Below are 16946 nucleotides of genomic sequence, written 5' to 3' on the forward strand. Positions count from 1 at the left end.
TCAGGCCGAAGCGAGCACAGGAGCGGCTTGCGCAACCAACGTTCGGAGGTCGTCGATATCAAGTAGACCGAGATCGCGGTATCCGTATACGAGGGTCACTTCCGTCATGATCGCCCTGAGGTGGTCGTCTGTACTGTTAGCTCCACCCCGCGCGACATGTTCAAGCACTGCCCGCACCAAGTTTGGAAGAGCCCCCGATTCCCTCTCAAAAAGCGAGTTCAAGCGGTCCTCATTGCGGAAGATTTCCCGTGTGTAGGCAAAGGGATCTCCTGACTCTTTCGACAGAGCGTATTCATGCAAAGGGTCATAGGTCAATGACGTCACCCACCACAGCCGAGCGATGCCATGTCGAACAAGCGGGCTTCTGCTGACATTGAGCAGCAACCAACGGTCGCGAACACGGCCCTTCCAGTTCCTTGCACCCGCAAGAGGCCACCTTTCCTCCATGTAACTCCGGAAGGTAGAGAAAGCGAGATACGTCCAGAGCCGGCGATCAGAGGCGTTTGATCGGTCGAGTGCGCCCAAATATTCGTATACCTGTGGGGCGGTATCAACATCTTTACTCGTTTTTCCCGCGCTGGGCGAGAGGGGTTCCGGCCGACCGGTGTCGAAGGGCAGGGGCAGTACGTTGTCGGGTTGCGCGATGATGGCGTCGGCCGCCGCCAAAAAGTCCTCGGGTGAATTTGAGGTCTCGAGGGCGCGCGTGAGCAATACCAGCGCCTCGAAGGTCAATGCGTGCGCAGCGTTCTCAGTCATCGGTGTCCTCCTGGTCTTGTTCGGTCAGCTTGCTGGTGATGGCGGCATCCATTGGCTGCCCAAGAATCTTCTGTGCTGCTTCGAAGGATGACGCCTCAAAGGATGACAAGTCCTCCACCAGTTGGCTGATGGCGGCGTACCACTGTTTGCCAGACAGGTCCTCGTGTTCTCCGGTAGCTTCAGCGTCGCGGTTTCTCTTGATGAAGCTGATGGTTTCCATCAGAGCCGGAAGCACGACCAGTCCGATTTGCAGTTCTGGGTTCTCCTTGAGTAACCCGAAACCAGTGAGGACCCTCTCGGGAAAAAGGATGAGAACCTGGTCGTCGTAGTCGAACCGGATCTGCAGACCACGACTCATGGTCCTGTCGGACACAAATCGGAAGCAGGACCCTACAGGGGGCCGGAGGGGATCGTAGAGTTTGCCGGGCTCGATTTCGAAGGATCCCCCATCGGCAAGGACATCGCCAGACTGAAGATGGAAAGAAGCTCCACCGTAGTCGGCGTGTTGATGGTCGAGGGTGTATCCCTCGATCGGCTGGGTTGCGACGATTTTGATCTCAATCTTCACCACACCCCGGATGTCCAACTGGTCAATCCATCCCACGTATCCGGTGCTGTCGGCATAGGTGTCGGCAACTCGCGCATAGAGGTCGCCGTTTGCGATTGTTGAGCTGCAGCTCCATCGAAAGCTGTATCGGGCGCGCCCTTCTTCAATCAATCGTTGAATTTGTGGGTCCGTCATCCGCACCTGGAACCGGATCTCAACATCGTCCACAGTGGTTCCGAACGCCGGGTTGAATACTTCGATGACTGCTGCGACATCATCTGATGAATCGAGAACAGGGTGGGGGTATGAACCCCGAATGGTGGCCGTGCTCATTTGATCCCCAGACGGTAGCGGTGGTTGGATGAAAGCGAAATGCGCACTTGAGAGGTCACGTTCGCGGAGAGACTCATACCTGAGAGAGTGTTCCCCTCGTGGGTCAGGAGAGACGTTCTTCCGTTGGTTGTGATCGTGCTACTGGCGATAGGCAACCGGTAGTCATCCTCGCTGCGGCCTCCCGGGCCAAGGGCAACCAGTTCCAGATCACCTTCAATATCCTCGATGGGTGTGAGCGCAAGGTAGATGTCGCTTGCGCCGGTGTCGGACCAGCTCCGGAACCGGACATCGCCGGCACTGATGCGGCTCTGTCCATCACCTGGCTGACCAGACCCTGGCATGCCTCCACCCTTGCTCTTCCGTGTTCCCGGACCGCCACGGTCCTTTCCCTTTTCGGTTGTCTTCTCGCCGGTGTCTGATGCGGAGATTCGCACTGCAACCCGCACGGTCTTCCGTGTCCCCGGACTGGCTGGGATCGGCTTCTGCTCAGCGCCTTGGACAGTGGACGCCTCTCGGGTGGTTCCCTCCCCCGCAAAAGGTGTACCGGTCCCCGTTTTACCGGTGGTTAAATCCTCCAGCAGCTCGACAGGCAAGTACCGCGCTAGCCCTTTGATTTCAACCTGATCACCGACCTGTTGCTTGACCCGGCTTTTGAGTCCTTCGCGGACGAACGACTTGAGCTCATCCAGCAGGGCTTTGCCGTTGGCCGCCCTCGCAGCATCCCAGGTGTTGTGCTGTGGTGGCTCCAGTGCCCGAAGCAGCTGATTGCCCTTGGGGTCTGAACACTCGAGTACGGCGGCATACTTCATCGGGATCGAAGTGTGCCGGAAGGTGCTGATCCTCATCAGTGGCGCCCGGGTCGTAATCGTGTGAAGCGTCTTAGCGAGGCTGTCATCCACGTCAACGTAGAGGGTGATCCTCCCCAGTCTGGTACTGGTTTTCGTGATGGGGTTCGGGTCATTGATCGCCCGGTAGAAGGCGGCAGCTTCCGCATCATCCTTCACATGATCCGCGAGTGTCGCTGTATCCAGTCGCCATGAACCTCCGTTGGTGACACCCTCGACGATAAGGGTTCCACGGTGGATGGCAAGCAGGAAGTTCCTCAGGGCAGCGATCTTGATGTGCTGCAGATTCGGATCATGTGTCGCGTTCCTGTAGCCAAGAATGTAGCTGTCGGTGCCCGGCTCGGTTCTCTGGGAGAAGGACCCGAGAGGTGCAGGGTTGCGGAGGTAGCGGAAGTCATCCGGAATTCCGAGGTCGGTGAGGAACCCGTCACCGGTGCGCCATGTACCGCTGGAGTCCCGGTGTGACGCCAGCGAACTATAACCCGCGAGAACAACCTCCGGGCCATCGATGGGCATGGATGAGTAGAGAACGGTGCTCATGTCCGAGGCCATGGGGCCGACGGCCGAACCGATTCCGAATGAACCACCACGGGACCCGTCGTCAGAGGAAATCCCGGCACCACGGGTTAGCGCGCTAAGCGGTGATTCGGGTTGGTTGATCGATTCCGAGCCTGTGAGTCCCTTCGTGCCGTAGTCGCTGATCCGAAGCACGGCCAAACTGTCCCGGCCGGCGGTCGTATGCGCTGTGGACATGCCTGCGTGGCCCTGCGTTCCACGGGTTTGCCGTTCAACCTGTGAAATATGCTCGCGCAGTCCATCGATCCCCGGAATGTCCTCGGTGGCCATATCGGACAGCTCGAAGACCATTCTCACAGGAGCTTCCCCCGCACGGGCGTCAATGGAGTTCTGGCCTGTTTCCCGGACCAGCGAGGCTTCGGCGAGGGATCCTTCAAAGAACTGCTGTGCGGGCGAGATTGCCCCTTGGGCAGCGCCCAGACCGGATCTCTCGAAATAGAACCCAAAGTTGGATGTGGTCAATTGAATGTCACCTTTCGTGTTGAGGGGGCTGCAGGGTCAAAGAGGGCACGCACTTCCTTGAGTTCGGCCTCGATCGGTCTGAAAAGCGCATCCACTTCCTCGGGCGTGTAGTCGTAGTTCTTGCGGTTCGCCAGGTTACCCAGCAGGGAAATCTCCCGTATGAGCCGGTCGCCTCGCGTCTCGGCGAGACGACGGAACCGTTCGTTCCTCGACTCGTCAGGCATGTCCAGATCCGATAATGTTTGGCATATATCCACTATATATCTGATATATAGTTTTGGCAAGAGGGTCGTTCCCCAAAGCAGATCGCTCGAACTGTGAGTGGCGCAAACCGGAGCACGGACCTGAATGACTGCTGGAACCAAGAGAGGACACCCCATGGGAAAGCACCACGCACAGGAGGCGCTGGACCTCCTAAGCAGCGCAATGGATCCGTTCATCGAAGAACGAATGAGGCCCTTCACGGGCGGACTTGAGTGGACCGTTGTCCTGCAGGAGCTCGACAGGATGCGGGGGGTAAGGGCGCGTGGACGTACTCTCGCTCCGACCCATCCCTGCAGTTGCGCATGCTAACCGAGCGCTTGGGCGCGCTGGGACATCCATTTGATGAGGGGGACAGGAACCGCACGCTGGGAACGTACGGGCAGGTCATGCGGATTGTCCGCAACCGGCTGTCCCACGGTGACACGTTCGAAGCCTTTGACGCCCTTCATGCTGTGGACACGGTGCGGACAATCTTGGCCCACATCGGTGACGAATCCGGTACTGTCGTGGCTGCCGGCATACGAACGGCCCTGATCAGCGAATTTCTGGAAAACAGCGACACAGGTATCGGCGGAAGAACAGGGCCAAACGAGAAAACGGACACGTCCTTTTCTGGACAGGATAGCGTCGGGAATCTCGGGGAGAAGGGCTCGTCCATGTCCGATGCTGCATCAGGAAATCGGTCGTCCTGGCTTTGGGAATAGCAAGTTGATTTGGCCCCGGTTTCGCCGCTTGTTTTGGCCCCACCCTGTTGGTGTTCCGGTCAGTTTTGCCGGGACTTGTTGATGGTCTGTTGGGTGGTTTTCAGCCGGTAGGAATCGGTGCCGGTGTTGATGATGTGGCCGCGGAAGGTCAGCCGGTCCACGACCGCCGCCGCGAGGCGCGGGTCGGTGAACGTCTGGCCCCACTCGCTGAACGGGGCGTTGCTTGCGCAGGCGATGGACGCCCGTTCTTCCCTGGCCGTGATGATCTGGAACAAAAGCTCGGCGCCGTGGGTATCGAGCTTGACGTAGCCGACCTCATCGAGGCAAAGGAGATCCAGGCGCGCGTATTTGCCCACCAGCTTTGATAGCTCCTTGTTGTCGGCAGCCTCGACGAGTTCGTTGACCAGCGCGGCCGTGGTGATGTAGCGGACCCGCCGTCCCTGCTCGGCGGCGGCCATGCCCAGGCCGATGAGCAGGTGTGTTTTCCCGGTCCCGGAATTGCCGAGGAGTACCAGTGGTTCCCCGGCATCGATCCACGCGCCGGTGGCCAGGTGTGTCAGGGTCGCCGGCGGCAGGTCAGGGATCTGGGCCAGGTCCAGGTCTTCGAGGCGTTTGCTGCGAGGGAACTTCGCTTCCTTGATCCGCCGGGCCCGGGCGCGGTTATCGCGTTCCTCACATTCATAGGTCAGGACCTCGGCGAGGTAGGCCTGGTGGCTGAGGCGCTGCCGGGCGGCTTCGGCTGCCATGGACCCGGCGACCTGCGCGGTGCCTCTCAGATACAGGGTTTTGCAGGCTGCGCCGATCGCCGCCGCGGCGGCGGGCTCACTGAGCTGGCCCATGGACGGTCCTTGCCCGGCGCTCATCGGCTGCCCGCCGCGGCCAGCAGCCCGTCATAGCCGGCCAGCGAGGGCTCCCAGCGGTCGGGCAGGTGCCTGATCCGTCCGGAAACTTCATCAGGTAGCGCCGCCGCCCTACGTGTCAGGGTGAGTTGAGGCCAGTGGCTCATAGCAAGTCCGTCTAATTCGTAGGGCGAGAATCAGGATCAGAACCAATGTCTATCTCCACAATTTCCCGGGTGCGGGAAGATGGGTCCATGAGTAATTCTGGCCCTCGTGCCGGCGGTCCAAGGCCTCGAAGGTCGTTTACCCCGGCGCAGAAACTAGCCCATCTGGCCGCTTACCAACAGGCCTGTGACGATGGCTCCGGAGGCGGGGCGTACCTTCGTCGTGAGGGCATCTATTCCTCCCAGATCACTGAGTGGCGCAAACTCCGTGATGCAGGTGTGCTCGAGGGTAGGAAGCCCGGGGAGAAGATCGGCAAGCTTACCGCTGAGCAGGCCGAAATCGCCCGTCTACGCCGGCAACTGGAGGTGAATGAACGCACGCTGGCACGGACTCGGGCAGCGTTGGACATCATGGGAAAAGCACGGCAGCTTTTGGAGGAAATCTCCGAAAGCGAGGAGCAGCAGCAGTGGTACAGGAAACCCTGATGGGGGTTTATGCCGAACTCACAGGTGCGCATATCCCCACGCGGGAAGCGGCGGTCTTGGCCGGGATACCGCGGGCGACCGCAACCCGCAGCCCGCGGATCCCGCAGGCCGGGCCGATGCCCGTGTCTGTCCCGGCAAACAAGCTCGACCCGGACGAACGCGCCGGTATCCTCGCTGCCGTGAACTCTGCCCGCTTCGTGGATCTAGCCCCGGTCCAGATCTACGCGCAGCTGCTGGACGAGGGGACCTACCTGTGCTCAATCTCAACGATCTACCGGATATTGACTGAGAATAAGCAGGTCAAAGAGCGCCGCCGGCAGGCACGCCATCCGCCCAGGACCGTTCCGGAATTGACAGCGGCTGGCCCCGGGCAGGTCTACAGCTGGGACATTACCAAGCTTGCCGGCCCGGTCAGGGGTAAGTACTTCGATGCCTACGTGATGCTCGATATTTACTCCCGCTACATCGTGGGCGCATACGTCCATGCCCACGAATCCGGGGAGTTGGCGGTGGAGATGATGAAGGAAATCTTCGGTATCCACGGCATCCCGGAAATCGTGCACGCGGACCGCGGGACTTCTATGACGTCCAAGACCGTAGCTGTACTGCTCTCCGATCTGGAAGTCACCAGGTCACACTCCAGGCCCCGCGTATCCAATGACAACCCCTACAGCGAGGCGTGGTTCAAGACCTTGAAATTCGCTCCCGTGTTCCCTGAACGATTCGGCTCCCTGGCCGATGCGAGGGCCTTCATGGCGACTTTTGTCGAAGGATACAACCACAGCCACCGCCATACCGGAATCGGACTAAACACCCCGGCAGACGTCCACTACGGTCTTGCCGCGACGAAGGCCACCGAACGCTCCATCACTTTGGCCGCCGCACGGCAGAAGAATCCCGAACGATTCAGCACCGAAACGGACCCAAAAATACTCACCGTCCCCGGCGCGGCATGGATCAACAAACCATCCCAGGAAACCCAGACAGAAGCAGCCGCCTAACTCCCACTGGCCCCATTCACCTTGACAACTTCCGCCGGGACGTGGTGGAAGCTCTGGCTGGCACGGGCGTCGATGGCCAGATGATCGGGGTCGAAGTCCCCGGTCCTCACGGCGTTCTCCATGGCGCCGGTGACCGCGGCGGCCGGCAGGGTCCGGGCCATCAGCAGGACCTCGATCAGGGCCTTCGTGCCGGCCTTGTCGCCGAGCGCGGCCCGGGCCCTGTCCCAGTATTTCTGGTGGGCTCCGGTGAAGGCCCCGGAGGCGCGGGCGGCCATCAGCGCTGTTGCCCCGGCCAGGGCGCCGGGTTTGCGGGTGAGGACCTCAAGGTAGTGGTCCAGTTCCAGGACGTAGGAATACTTGTGGATGGCCCGGACGTGGGACGCGATCCGGGCGCCTTCGGCGAACATCTCGATGGTGCGGGCACCGAGCCGGACGCTGACCCGGCGCCCGGCATAGCGGGCCGGGACCGAGTAGTAGGACTGGCGGACGCAGACCTGGGACTTGTGGTCGGCCTTGAACGAGAACGTCGAGGCGGCCTCGAACGTGTCCGCCGGCAACGGCCGAAGCATGCCGGCTTCCTCCGCTGCCGCGGCACCGACGGTGACGGGGCGGCCCGTGATGACGCGGTGGTCGTCTTTGACATCGCAGCCAGCCATATACGCGTTCAGCCCGGCCAGGGTATCGAACTCCGGAACCGGGGTCAGCCAGCGGCGGCGGAACCTGCCGACTTCACCTTCGACGCCGCCCTTTTCGTGGGCGCCGTCGATGCCGGGCAGGCAGAAGAACGAGTCGAACCCGTAATGGGAGCGCAGGGCGATGAAGCGTTCGTTTTCCAACCGTTCACGGCCCAGGATCACGGTGGTGACAGCGGGTTTGAGGTTGTCGTAGCGGATCATTTTGGCCGGGATCCCGCCGAAGCGTTCGAACGCGGTGTTATGCCCGTCCAGAAAGGACTCCTGCGACTGGTTCGCGTAGGCCACATGCGCGGCGCGTCCGGAGTAGGACAGCCGCATCACGAACATGAACAGCTTCGCCTGCACGCCGCCGATCACGGCCTGGAACTCGCCGAAATCGACCTCGGCTTCCCCGCCCGGGGTGTGGGTCTGCGGGACCGCGACGTCAGCCTGCGTGTCGACGAGCCCGCGGCGGATCCTGGCCACAGCGTGGGCGACCGTGGACTCGGCAACCACGACGCCGTGTTCATCGACCAGCCGCTGCCAGATCCGGCGGGCCGTGTGGCGCTGTTTGCGCGGTGACTTCTGGTCCGCGGTCAACCAGGCCCGGATGGTGTCCTCCCAGGGCCCCAGCTTCGGAGCCTTCCGCTCCGGCGTCTTCCGTGCCGGCGGCGTGGCCTCCGCCAACGCGGCCCGGACGGTACGGCGGTGAACGCCGTGCACCCGTGCCAACTCTCTGACCGACATATCTTTATCCCTCGCATCAAGGCGGATACGCTCGAATTGCTTCACTCTCGATCTCTCTTTCAAACCCGTTCCGATCTCTTCGTCTTGGCCGACAAAAAGAACGCTACGGGCGGGTCGAGGGTGGGGCCACTTCAAACGGCTAAAAGTCCCCTAAGTGGGGCCATTTCAGAGTGCCATACCCATGGCTTACACCCATCGGAGACCTGCAGGCCGCCTTGGTGTGGGAGCCATGGACGCCGGTGATTGTGGGTGAGCAGGAGGATCTCGACTCGATGCGCAGGACCCGCGTAAGGGAGACTGTCCGTGCTCTCATCGAGGACATCGCACAGGCAGAAGGTACTGTACACCAGGACCAGGTGGCCCGGCTTGTTGGCCTCGCTTTCGGATTTTCGCGGTTGGTGTCGGCGCGGGCACGGCGCATTGTGGGACAGATTCCACGCGCTTCCGTCACCGTCGATGCCGATGGCTTCGTCTGGCCAGAAGGCGTGGACCGCGACACCTGGCTAATCCACCGCACAAGCAGCGATGCCGAACGCCCCTTCGAACATATTTCTCCCGTGGAGATTGCCAACGCGGCAGCATCCGTTGTCAGGGACGCAGATAATGCCGTCCCGTCCGGCGAGCTGCGCACGCTCGTACTCCAGCAGTTCGGGCGGAAAAGGGGAAGCAGAACCGCCAATGCCCAGCTGGAACGGGGTCTGGCATACGCCACCACCAGTGGACGCATCTCCTGAACACAAGATCCGGCGCAGGATTGAGTGGTCAGAGCAGCACAGCCTGAGCCGGGCCCCGGCGGTCCCTCTCCCGAGCCATCGCGACGAGATCAGCGATACTCATCAGCCACTGCTGCTGCGCGGGGTTGTAGGGGGTATGGAGTGCCGCGGGTACAACGAGCTGGAGACGCCATTCGCGCATTTCATCTGTCTGGGCGGGGCTGATGGGTGTTTCCAATGTTAGGAGGTGCTTGTCCTCGACACGCTGTGCCTCGCTGAGGACCTGCCTCCACCGGTCCTTGCATGTGGTTTTGACGCCCAGCATGGTCAAGTTCAGGGCAGAGAAGTCCCCGTCTGTGTACTCGTCAATGCCGGGGAATATGAAGTCTGGCCTGGTCTTGTTCTCGGTGACAGGATTGAACGAGTGCCGCACATCGAGCGCATTGAACAGGGCAATGAGCTGGTTCTCCAGCCCTTTACCTGCCCGGCTCTTCCGACGGTTGTGCATGGACAGGGATACCTCAATGAACCGGTCCACATCAACGTGCCCGTCGACGTACAGGGCGTCCAGAGTGTCTTTGGCCAAGTGCCGCTCCAGTACCCGGAACAGGATTTCCTCTTGCTCTAGCCAAGACATGAGGACAGCGTCCGGATCGTCAGCGGGATGCAGATCCGGCAGGGTGGAACGCGTGAAGGCCCCGAACTCCGCGGATGTGGGGAACCGTTCCCCGAACTTCGCGAGAATCTTCTCCAGCCAGTTTTCTGCAGCGGATGGGTCTGCCGGTTCGACGGCGATGCCGAGCAGGTCCAGCAGGTACAAGGCCGGCAGCCCGAGGTTATTTACTTCGGTCCTTCCCCCGCCGGACTCGTTGAAGTCCGCGCGGATGCTGAAGCCCTTATATTCAGCGACACTGGTACCGAATAGCCAGTCCAGCTGCGCTGCGATACTGGAGTTGCCGGGTGCCACGATGAACAGTGCATTCCCCGTTTTTTGCCGGGCGATGAAAACCAGGTCACCTAGCTGAGCCTTTTTCATGGCGTTGACGGAGGCCGGGTAGTACAGGCGGTACTCCGAGCGGGTGGGGTGGTTGGCCCGCGCATCGTAGTAGGTGAGGCTGCCGTCCTCGTCCACTGGCTCGTCTGCGTCATCGCTCATCCACAGGAACCTGGTCGGGATTCGCATTTTTTCCTCCGGGGTGCCGAACAGCTCTCTGAGTGACTGCACCCCATCCAGCTCATGCTGGTTGGAATATTTGCCCACAGTCTCGACCGCGCTTAGGACCTTGGCCGCCACTCCATCGAAGTGGTCAGCCAGATACCCGAGCCTCATGTCCGCCATTCCTTCATGTACTGCTCCCCCATAGTTTGGCTGCCGGCCTGCTCCGCTGCAGGCCGGATAGTGCGTTCTTCGAGACCCTGCTGCCCAGGCAGGTCATCCCTGACCCATCTCGCGACCTCGTCGAGCAGAACCGCAGGATCCCTGCGCACTGACTTGAGGCCGCATTCCCAGACGATACCGATTCGCCAGCCGCTGCCCGCGAGCTCGGCGAGGACACGCCGGTCGCGTTCCCTGTTCTTTCCGAGTTTGTCCCGCCAGAAGTCCTCGCGGGTCTTTGGCCACCGGAACAGCTGGCAGTCGTGCTGATGCCAGAAGCACCCGTTGAAGAACACGACGGCATGGTGCCGGGGCAGCACGATATCCGGTTTCCCCGGAAGGTCCTTTGCGTTGAGGCGGTACCGCAGTCCACGTGCGTGGAGGCCCTTGCGGATCAGGACCTCTCCCCTGGTGTTCTTGCCCCGGATGCCGGACATCATCCGGCTCCGGGTCGCGGAATCCACCATGTCGGCCATGGCTCAGGCTGTCAGTGCATCCACCAGGACTCCGCTGCCGACCCCCCTTTCCTCCCCCGCCGGCTTGGCCTCCGCCACCGCCGCCGTGTTCTCACCTGTCGACTGCTGTGCTTCCCGGGCCTTAATGACTCCAACGTGGGGGGCGACGATCCGGGCGACTTCCTGCATGACCGGGGCGACGACACTGTTGCCGAACTGCCGGTACGCCTGGGTGTCGCTGACCGGGATCCGAAAGCTGTCATCGAAGCCCATCAGACGCGCGCACTCCCGTGGGGTGAGCCTGCGGGGTCGGTCAGTTCCTTGGGCGACGAGAATCTCGGATCCGTCCTTGTAGTAGCGCGCGGACAGGGTCCTCGAGGTGCCGGTCGGATGGACTAGACCGAAACCGAATCCGTTACCGGCAGCCTTGTGCTTGGCAGCGTACGCCTGCAGGTATGCCCACAGGCGCGGAGTCAGGGTGAATTTGTCCTGCACCTTATGGTTCTCGTGGTCGAAATAGCGGTCACCGTCCCATTCCAGCACCGGCTCGGTCCCGTCCGTGCGGTGCAGGATGGCCTCAAGCTTGGGTCCCACCGGAGGCAGCTCAAGGTCGTCCCAGGTGAAGTCGGTTGGCTCGCGGAAACCGATGATAATGATGCGTTCTCGGTGCTGCGGAGTGAAGCTAATCCCGTCGATGATCTTCGTGTGTACCTCGTACCCGAGTTCCTCCTGAAGGGTCGCCATGATCACCGCAAAAGTCTTGCCCTTGTCGTGCGAGCGGAGATTTTTCACGTTTTCCAGCATGAACGCTGTGGGGCGTTTCTCGTCGATAATTCGGGCGACATCGAAGAACAGGGTGCCCTGGGTTGCGTCCTCGAACCCGTGAGCACGCCCAAGGGCGTTCTTCTTGCTGACGCCGGCGATCGAGAACGGCTGACACGGGAAGCCACCCAGCAGGACATCGTGATCGGGTACCAGTTCTGCCTCGTACTGCTGAATGTCCCCAATGAACGTGTGCCCGGCGTCCTCATCATCGGGGAAGTTCGTCAGGTACGTTTTTTCCGAGAACTTGTTCCACTCGCTGGTGAAGACGCAGCGGCCCCCGTGGGCTTCGTAGCCCATACGGATTCCGCCGATGCCGGCAAACAGGTCGATGAAGGTGAACTCCGGGTTCCCCGCCGGCTCCTTCAGACCGAGAATCTCCCGCAGGGCGGGGGCGAGCATTGTGGGCAGGGCCGTCTCGTGGCGCTCCCACCGAGCTACCGTCTTCGGTGCGACATCCAGCATCTCAGCCAGCTGCCGCTGGCTGTACCGGGCACGGGCGTGGTCGAGGAGTTCATACGCGCTGTTCATTACATCCTTCATCTGGGTCATCCTGTAGACAGTATGTCCTGTTTTTGACCCCGATGCGCTAACAGCACGCCCGAGGCGTCTTTTCTTCATGAACGGCTGCCTGCCGCGGTAAGGCACTCTATCTACTGGCTCCGACCTCCACTGCACCTATAAATTTCAGGTCCCCGATCCATGAGTTGGCTGACACACTCGACCCACAAAGACGGTCGAACAACGTCATCCGTTTGAAGACTTGGATCACCGAATGTCTAACCGAATTAAATCGGCTTGGTGTCAAGCGGTGGTAGCAACATTGTCGTTGAGTAGTTTGGTGAATACTTCTCGTGGTGTGAGGTAGCCGAGAGTGGCGCGGGGTCGGTCGTTGAGTTCGTCGGCGATGGCGTCGAGGTAGGGCTGGTGGCTGGTGATCTCGATGCCTTTGGGTAGGTACTCCCGGATGAGGCGGTTGGTGTTCTCGTTCGTGCCCCGTTCCCAGGGAGAGTGGGGGTGGGCGAAGTACACGGGCAGGTCCGTGGCCACGGTGAGTTGGGCGTGGCGGGCCATCTCGGTGCCCTGGTCCCAGGTCAGCGCACCGCGCATCAGCGCTGGCAGGTCGTTGACCCGATCGATGAGCACATCCGCCAGGCCAGCGGCCTTTTTACCCTCGGGCAGGCCCAGCATGATCAGGAACCTGCTGGAGCGCTCCACCAGGGTCGCGACAGCTGTTTTGCCGGCCTTACCGACTACCAGGTCACCTTCCCACGATCCTGGGACGCGGCGGTCGGAGGCGATCTCTGGCCGGTCATCGATGCTGACCATCCCGATGATCCTCCCGCCGGTACGCTCACCCAGAGGCCGGCGGCGTTTACGCATGGTGCGCTTGGATTGCAGGATGATCCCTTCGCGTGCGAGCTCGCCTTTGGGCATCGCGTAGATCCACCGGTACATGGCGAGCTCAAGCGGTCGTTGCAACACCCCTATTGATGTGAGGTGCTGCGTACGTTGTCGAAGAAGGAACGGATCGAGAAAGAGGCGCGGTTTTGGGTGTTGATGGCGCAGGGCTCCACGTTGACGGCGGCGTGTGATGCTGTGGGTGTGAATCGACAAACTGGGCGACGTTGGCGGCAAGCAACCGGTGGGCGGATCCCGCGTGCCAAGCCGGAGCCGTCGGGTCGGTACCTGTGCCTGGAGGATCGGCTGCGGATTGCCGACCTGCATCTGGCCGGGACCGGCGTGCGGGGGATCGCCCGAGAGGTGGGGCGGTCGGCCTCGACGGTCAGCCGTGAGCTGCACCGCAACGGCCCCGAACCGGGTCCGCGGGGGCGGGGGAAGTACGCTCCGTATGCTGCCCAGAAACGGGCCGAGCTGCGCGGACGCCGACCCAAGGCCAGCAAGTTTGATGACTTGGAACTGGCATCCTTAGTACAGGCCAAGCTGTGCGTGAAGTGGAGCCCCGAGCAGATCACCGACCACCTCGCCGCGGCGTTCCCAGACCGAGCGGAGATGCAGGTGTGTCCCGAAACGATCTACCAGGCACTGTACGTCCAGGGCCGCGGTCATTTACGCGCTGACCTGCACCAACACCTGCGCACCGGCCGTGCCATGAGGCGTCCCAGACGCTCCACCGCTGCTAAGAGTTCGGGGAAGATCCCAGACATGATCCTGATCAGCGAACGGCCCGCCGAGGTCGCAGACCGCGCCGTCCCTGGCCACTGGGAAGGGGATCTGGTGCTGGGCTCAAACTGCCGCTCGGCCATCGCCACCCTCGTGGAGCGCCAGACCCGGTTCACGATGCTCATCCACCTGCCCGAGGACCATGGCGCCATCGCGGTCCGTGACGGTCTCCTGGCGGCCATCAAGACCCTCCCAGCACACCTGGCTAAGTCGCTGACCTGGGACCAGGGCACCGAGCTGGCCCAGCACCGCCAGATCACCATGGCCACGAAAATGGCCATCTACTTTTGCGACCCTCATTCACCGTGGCAGCGGGGCTCCAATGAGAACACGAACGGGTTGCTGCGCCAGTATTTCCCCAAAGGCACAGACCTGTCCGTGCACTCACCCCAGCGGCTGCTCGAAGTCGCTACCGAACTCAACGACCGGCCCCGCAAAACACTCGGCGGGATCACCCCCGCACAAGCCATGGAACGACTACTATTCGAACCAGGCAAACCCATCGTTGCAACGACCGCCTAAATTCGCCGATCGCTTCGTGGGACACGGTCCGGCCTTGGGCGTCGGGGGATTTGACCATGGGTTCAACGCTGGAGTCCGTGGCCTCCAAAAGCAAACGCCCAGCGATCTGACGTGGTGTCCGAGACCGGAAGAGGTCAGCTTTCACCCGGGCCAGAAGGACCGGGTCCGCGTTGATTTTGCGTATCTGCGGACGCTTACGACGCGTCTCGGCCTTACAGTCCGCGGCCACGGGTTTGTAGCCGCGGGTCTTCGTGGAGTTCCGGAGCCGCTCCCGCCACACGATCGTATGGTCACGACCGATCTCCGTCCCGATCTGACGGTCCGTATGGCCCGCCCGAATCCCCACCGCAATGTCCGCCCGATCAGCAAACGTCAACAACCTCCGCGCCACCAGCAACTCCCTCTACCCAACAATGTTTGTTGCTACGAGGCTATGACACCAAGCGGGACCGCGCAGATATATTGAATGTACTGCTAAACTTTTCGACAAGCATGACCTCCAGCACGGTTTTGAGACATCCGATAACTCGCATTCCGGAGTCGCCGAATTAAACACGACTTAAACAATAGTAATCGGACAACGTAAGCTAAGCAGAATCTATGAATTTCAGGATTAGTAAACAATTGACCGCCAATGATATTGGTGAAACAGGAGGGCACCAGTCCGGCGTTACAGTTCCAAAAAAAGCCTCGTCAATAGAGTTTTTCCCACGTCTTGATCCCGCGAAATTCAATCCTCGGCATACGCTTCAAGCGATAGATATTCACACTCATGAAATATTTGATCTAGAGTACATATATTACAATGGAAAAATACATAGCAAGAATACTCGCGATGAATATCGTCTTACGGGAACCAGTGATTTCTTTCGCAAGCATCACGTGACGTGTGGGCGACATCCTGCACATCGAGAAGGAAGTCGAACTTTTCTGGCTGTCTATCGACCGAATAGACCCGAAAGCAATGCAAGATGAAGAACCTCCAGCGTTCACCGAGGAACGACTCGATAATTCTTGGTCAATCGGGTCTACAGGTCGAACTCATCCTGAAGATCAAGATTTTGGCATTGAGGGTGGTTTTCAGCGAGTTCTTTCGAATCGATTCGAACGCAGTCGCCTCAATCGCCGGGTTGCGATAGAACTGCACGGACGGGAGTGTTGCGTCTGTGGGTCTTCATTTGAATCGACCTATGGGTCCCTATCAGGTGGCTATATCGAAATTCACCACTTAATACCAGTAAGTATGATGAAAAATCCCGCAAAGTTAGACCCACGCGAGGATCTCGTACCTCTTTGCGCAAACTGCCACCGGATGGCGCATCGGGAATGGCCCCCAGTCACCCCGGACGAGCTGAGGCAAGCTATCTCGACGAGAGGAGTGTGAATTACGGCAATCCGGTAACACTCTAATACTGATTCGGCCCTGTGGAGCACGAGCAATCATTACGCCGGGGACGGACCGAGGGATCAGCTGCGAAGCTGGTAGGACACTCCTTGCAGCTGGACAGAGCGTGCCCGGGCAGATGGCAGGACTAGCGATACACTGGGTGCGGGTTAACGGGCCGTCGATGGCATGAGTGCTATTGAGCTCGGCAACTCGCTTTTTGAGGACGAAACTCAAAATGAACAATCGTTCCATGTCACGCGTGTCGAAGTGAAAGCTGCAGACCATTTCATCCTTCGTGCAATCATCTCTCTCGTGAAGCCTAAATCTAATGCGAAAGCTTTCGAACGTCTCACCGCAAAGAGACCCGCCCGCATGGTGTCGATGGTGACCGGAAAGGCATCGATCATCTACCACGGCACCTTCAGAGGGCCCGATGAACTGGCCCACTTCATCACCGACGAAATCGGCGCACTCTCCGGCATCCAGTCCATCGACACCTGTGTGGACCTGAACGGACTGCGCCGGTACTGGATGGATCGCGACTGAGAACTGATGGGCGACCAGGTGGAGGGCCTTCTGACCCGGTAAGCTCCTAACCCTGTGGGCCTTTCATCGTTAGGCTTCAGCGAGCTCGGCTTCCTCCCGGAGTGCCGCAGCCACCGTGAGCTTCCGTTGATAACGGGCCCGCATCACCGAGCTGGCCGCCGGGCCGTCGGCGAACCGGAACTCCCCCGGAGTCAGCTCCCGTCCGGTATTTCGATCAACGATCACCGGATGTACTTCAGCGCCCGTCTGCGCATCCACCAGAATCTTGGCCCGCTTCTCAGGTTCCAGCCGTGAGTTACCCCAGCCCGCCATGGCGACCAGCACCGGGCGCAGGGAGCGGCCCAAATCAGTCAGCACATACTCGTAGCGCGGCGGGTGCAGCTCGTACTGACGACGCTCCAAGACCCCGCCAGCCACGAGGTCCTTCAGCCGTGATGACAACAGACTGGACGAAATCTGCAGATTCTCCTGAAACTGGTCGAAGCGCGTGAACCCGTCAAAGACGTCGTGCAGGATCAGCACTGTCCACCACTCGCCCACCACC

19 protein-coding genes are annotated in these 16946 nt (G+C 60.7%); 7 read left to right on the forward strand and 12 right to left on the reverse strand.

Annotation, left to right across the window (positions count from 1 at the left end; all coding sequences use genetic code 11):
• Genes H4V95_RS15495 through H4V95_RS15510 form a run of 4 tightly spaced genes read right to left on the reverse strand, consistent with a single transcriptional unit; the run spans position 1 to position 3743 of the window.
• Positions 1-756 (reverse strand): DUF6339 family protein, encoded by a 756-nt coding sequence (locus H4V95_RS15495; protein ID WP_209731427.1) that lies wholly within the window; start codon positions 754-756, stop codon positions 1-3.
• Positions 749-1636, reverse strand: coding sequence for a hypothetical protein (locus tag H4V95_RS15500; RefSeq protein ID WP_209731002.1), 888 nt, complete (start codon positions 1634-1636; stop codon positions 749-751). The genes H4V95_RS15495 and H4V95_RS15500 overlap by 8 nt, the downstream gene beginning before the upstream one ends.
• Entirely contained in the window at positions 1633-3519 is a 1887-nt protein-coding gene (locus H4V95_RS15505; RefSeq protein ID WP_209731003.1) for a hypothetical protein, read from the reverse strand. Before H4V95_RS15505 ends, H4V95_RS15500 begins: the two co-directional genes overlap by 4 nt.
• Positions 3516-3743 (reverse strand): hypothetical protein, encoded by a 228-nt coding sequence (locus tag H4V95_RS15510; RefSeq protein WP_209731004.1) that lies wholly within the window; start codon positions 3741-3743, stop codon positions 3516-3518. Before H4V95_RS15510 ends, H4V95_RS15505 begins: the two co-directional genes overlap by 4 nt.
• Positions 3744-4085: 342 nt before the next feature.
• Here H4V95_RS15510 and H4V95_RS15515 point away from each other — a divergent pair, with 342 nt between their 5' ends.
• Entirely contained in the window at positions 4086-4487 is a 402-nt protein-coding gene (locus H4V95_RS15515; protein ID WP_245345737.1) for a hypothetical protein, read from the forward strand.
• 59 nt (positions 4488-4546) lie between these two features.
• Here H4V95_RS15515 and istB read toward each other — a convergent pair whose 3' ends face one another.
• Both istB and H4V95_RS15525 read right to left on the reverse strand, forming a co-directional pair.
• Positions 4547-5326, reverse strand: coding sequence for an IS21-like element helper ATPase IstB (gene istB / locus H4V95_RS15520; protein ID WP_245345517.1), 780 nt, complete (start codon positions 5324-5326; stop codon positions 4547-4549).
• Between the two features lie 20 nt (positions 5327-5346).
• Positions 5347-5493: a hypothetical protein gene (locus H4V95_RS15525; RefSeq protein ID WP_209731006.1), complete on the reverse strand. Its 147-nt coding sequence runs from the start codon at positions 5491-5493 to the stop codon at positions 5347-5349.
• 87 nt (positions 5494-5580) lie between these two features.
• Between H4V95_RS15525 and H4V95_RS15530 the strand changes: the two genes are divergently transcribed.
• Positions 5581-6977, forward strand: a protein-coding gene (locus H4V95_RS15530) for an IS3 family transposase (protein ID WP_209728238.1) whose coding sequence is annotated in 2 segments (ribosomal slippage) — positions 5581-5932 and positions 5932-6977 — 1398 coding nt in all. Because the reading frame shifts where the segments join, the coding sequence is not laid out codon by codon here.
• Here the strand turns inward: H4V95_RS15530 and istA are convergent.
• Positions 6974-8443 carry an IS21 family transposase gene (istA, locus tag H4V95_RS15535; protein ID WP_312884059.1) on the reverse strand — a complete coding sequence of 490 codons (1470 nt, stop codon included), beginning with the start codon at positions 8441-8443 and terminating at the stop codon, positions 6974-6976. The genes H4V95_RS15530 and istA overlap by 4 nt on opposite strands.
• Before the next feature lie 125 nt (positions 8444-8568).
• Between istA and H4V95_RS15540 the strand changes: the two genes are divergently transcribed.
• On the forward strand, positions 8569-9132 hold the full coding sequence (locus H4V95_RS15540) for a hypothetical protein (protein WP_209731008.1): 564 nt from the start codon (positions 8569-8571) through the stop codon (positions 9130-9132).
• 28 nt (positions 9133-9160) lie between these two features.
• Here H4V95_RS15540 and H4V95_RS15545 read toward each other — a convergent pair whose 3' ends face one another.
• The 4 genes from H4V95_RS15545 to H4V95_RS15560 all read right to left on the reverse strand — a co-directional run bounded on the left by H4V95_RS15545 (position 9161) and on the right by H4V95_RS15560 (position 13401).
• On the reverse strand, positions 9161-10441 hold the full coding sequence (locus H4V95_RS15545; protein ID WP_209731009.1) for a type II restriction endonuclease: 1281 nt from the start codon (positions 10439-10441) through the stop codon (positions 9161-9163).
• A complete protein-coding gene (locus tag H4V95_RS15550) occupies positions 10438-10962 on the reverse strand; it encodes a very short patch repair endonuclease (protein ID WP_209731010.1) in 525 nt (174 codons plus the stop codon). The genes H4V95_RS15545 and H4V95_RS15550 overlap by 4 nt, the downstream gene beginning before the upstream one ends.
• A 3-nt stretch (positions 10963-10965) precedes the next feature.
• A complete protein-coding gene (gene dcm, locus H4V95_RS15555) occupies positions 10966-12315 on the reverse strand; it encodes a DNA (cytosine-5-)-methyltransferase (protein WP_209731011.1) in 1350 nt (449 codons plus the stop codon).
• Between the two features lie 252 nt (positions 12316-12567).
• Positions 12568-13401 (reverse strand): IS30 family transposase, encoded by an 834-nt coding sequence (locus H4V95_RS15560; RefSeq protein ID WP_395939851.1) that lies wholly within the window; start codon positions 13399-13401, stop codon positions 12568-12570.
• Between H4V95_RS15560 and H4V95_RS15565 the strand changes: the two genes are divergently transcribed.
• The 4 genes from H4V95_RS15565 (at position 13324) to H4V95_RS15585 (ending at position 16402) form a co-directional block, all read left to right on the forward strand.
• Positions 13324-14469, forward strand: coding sequence for an IS30 family transposase (locus H4V95_RS15565; RefSeq protein ID WP_395939852.1), 1146 nt, complete (start codon positions 13324-13326; stop codon positions 14467-14469). The genes H4V95_RS15560 and H4V95_RS15565 overlap by 78 nt on opposite strands.
• Positions 14470-15069: 600 nt before the next feature.
• Positions 15070-15444 (forward strand): EcoRII N-terminal effector-binding domain-containing protein, encoded by a 375-nt coding sequence (locus tag H4V95_RS19035; RefSeq protein WP_209731014.1) that lies wholly within the window; start codon positions 15070-15072, stop codon positions 15442-15444.
• Positions 15434-15853 carry an HNH endonuclease gene (locus tag H4V95_RS18690; protein ID WP_281064605.1) on the forward strand — a complete coding sequence of 140 codons (420 nt, stop codon included), beginning with the start codon at positions 15434-15436 and terminating at the stop codon, positions 15851-15853. Before H4V95_RS19035 ends, H4V95_RS18690 begins: the two co-directional genes overlap by 11 nt.
• A 189-nt stretch (positions 15854-16042) precedes the next feature.
• Positions 16043-16402: an Lrp/AsnC ligand binding domain-containing protein gene (locus tag H4V95_RS15585; RefSeq protein WP_209731016.1), complete on the forward strand. Its 360-nt coding sequence runs from the start codon at positions 16043-16045 to the stop codon at positions 16400-16402.
• A gap of 69 nt (positions 16403-16471) precedes the next feature.
• Here H4V95_RS15585 and H4V95_RS15590 read toward each other — a convergent pair whose 3' ends face one another.
• A complete protein-coding gene (locus H4V95_RS15590; RefSeq protein WP_312884060.1) occupies positions 16472-16942 on the reverse strand; it encodes a helix-turn-helix domain-containing protein in 471 nt (156 codons plus the stop codon).
• Positions 16943-16946: the final 4 nt, after the last annotated feature.

It is taken from the genome of Arthrobacter sp. CAN_C5 (assembly GCF_017875735.1).
Lineage (GTDB): Bacteria > Actinomycetota > Actinomycetes > Actinomycetales > Micrococcaceae > Arthrobacter_D.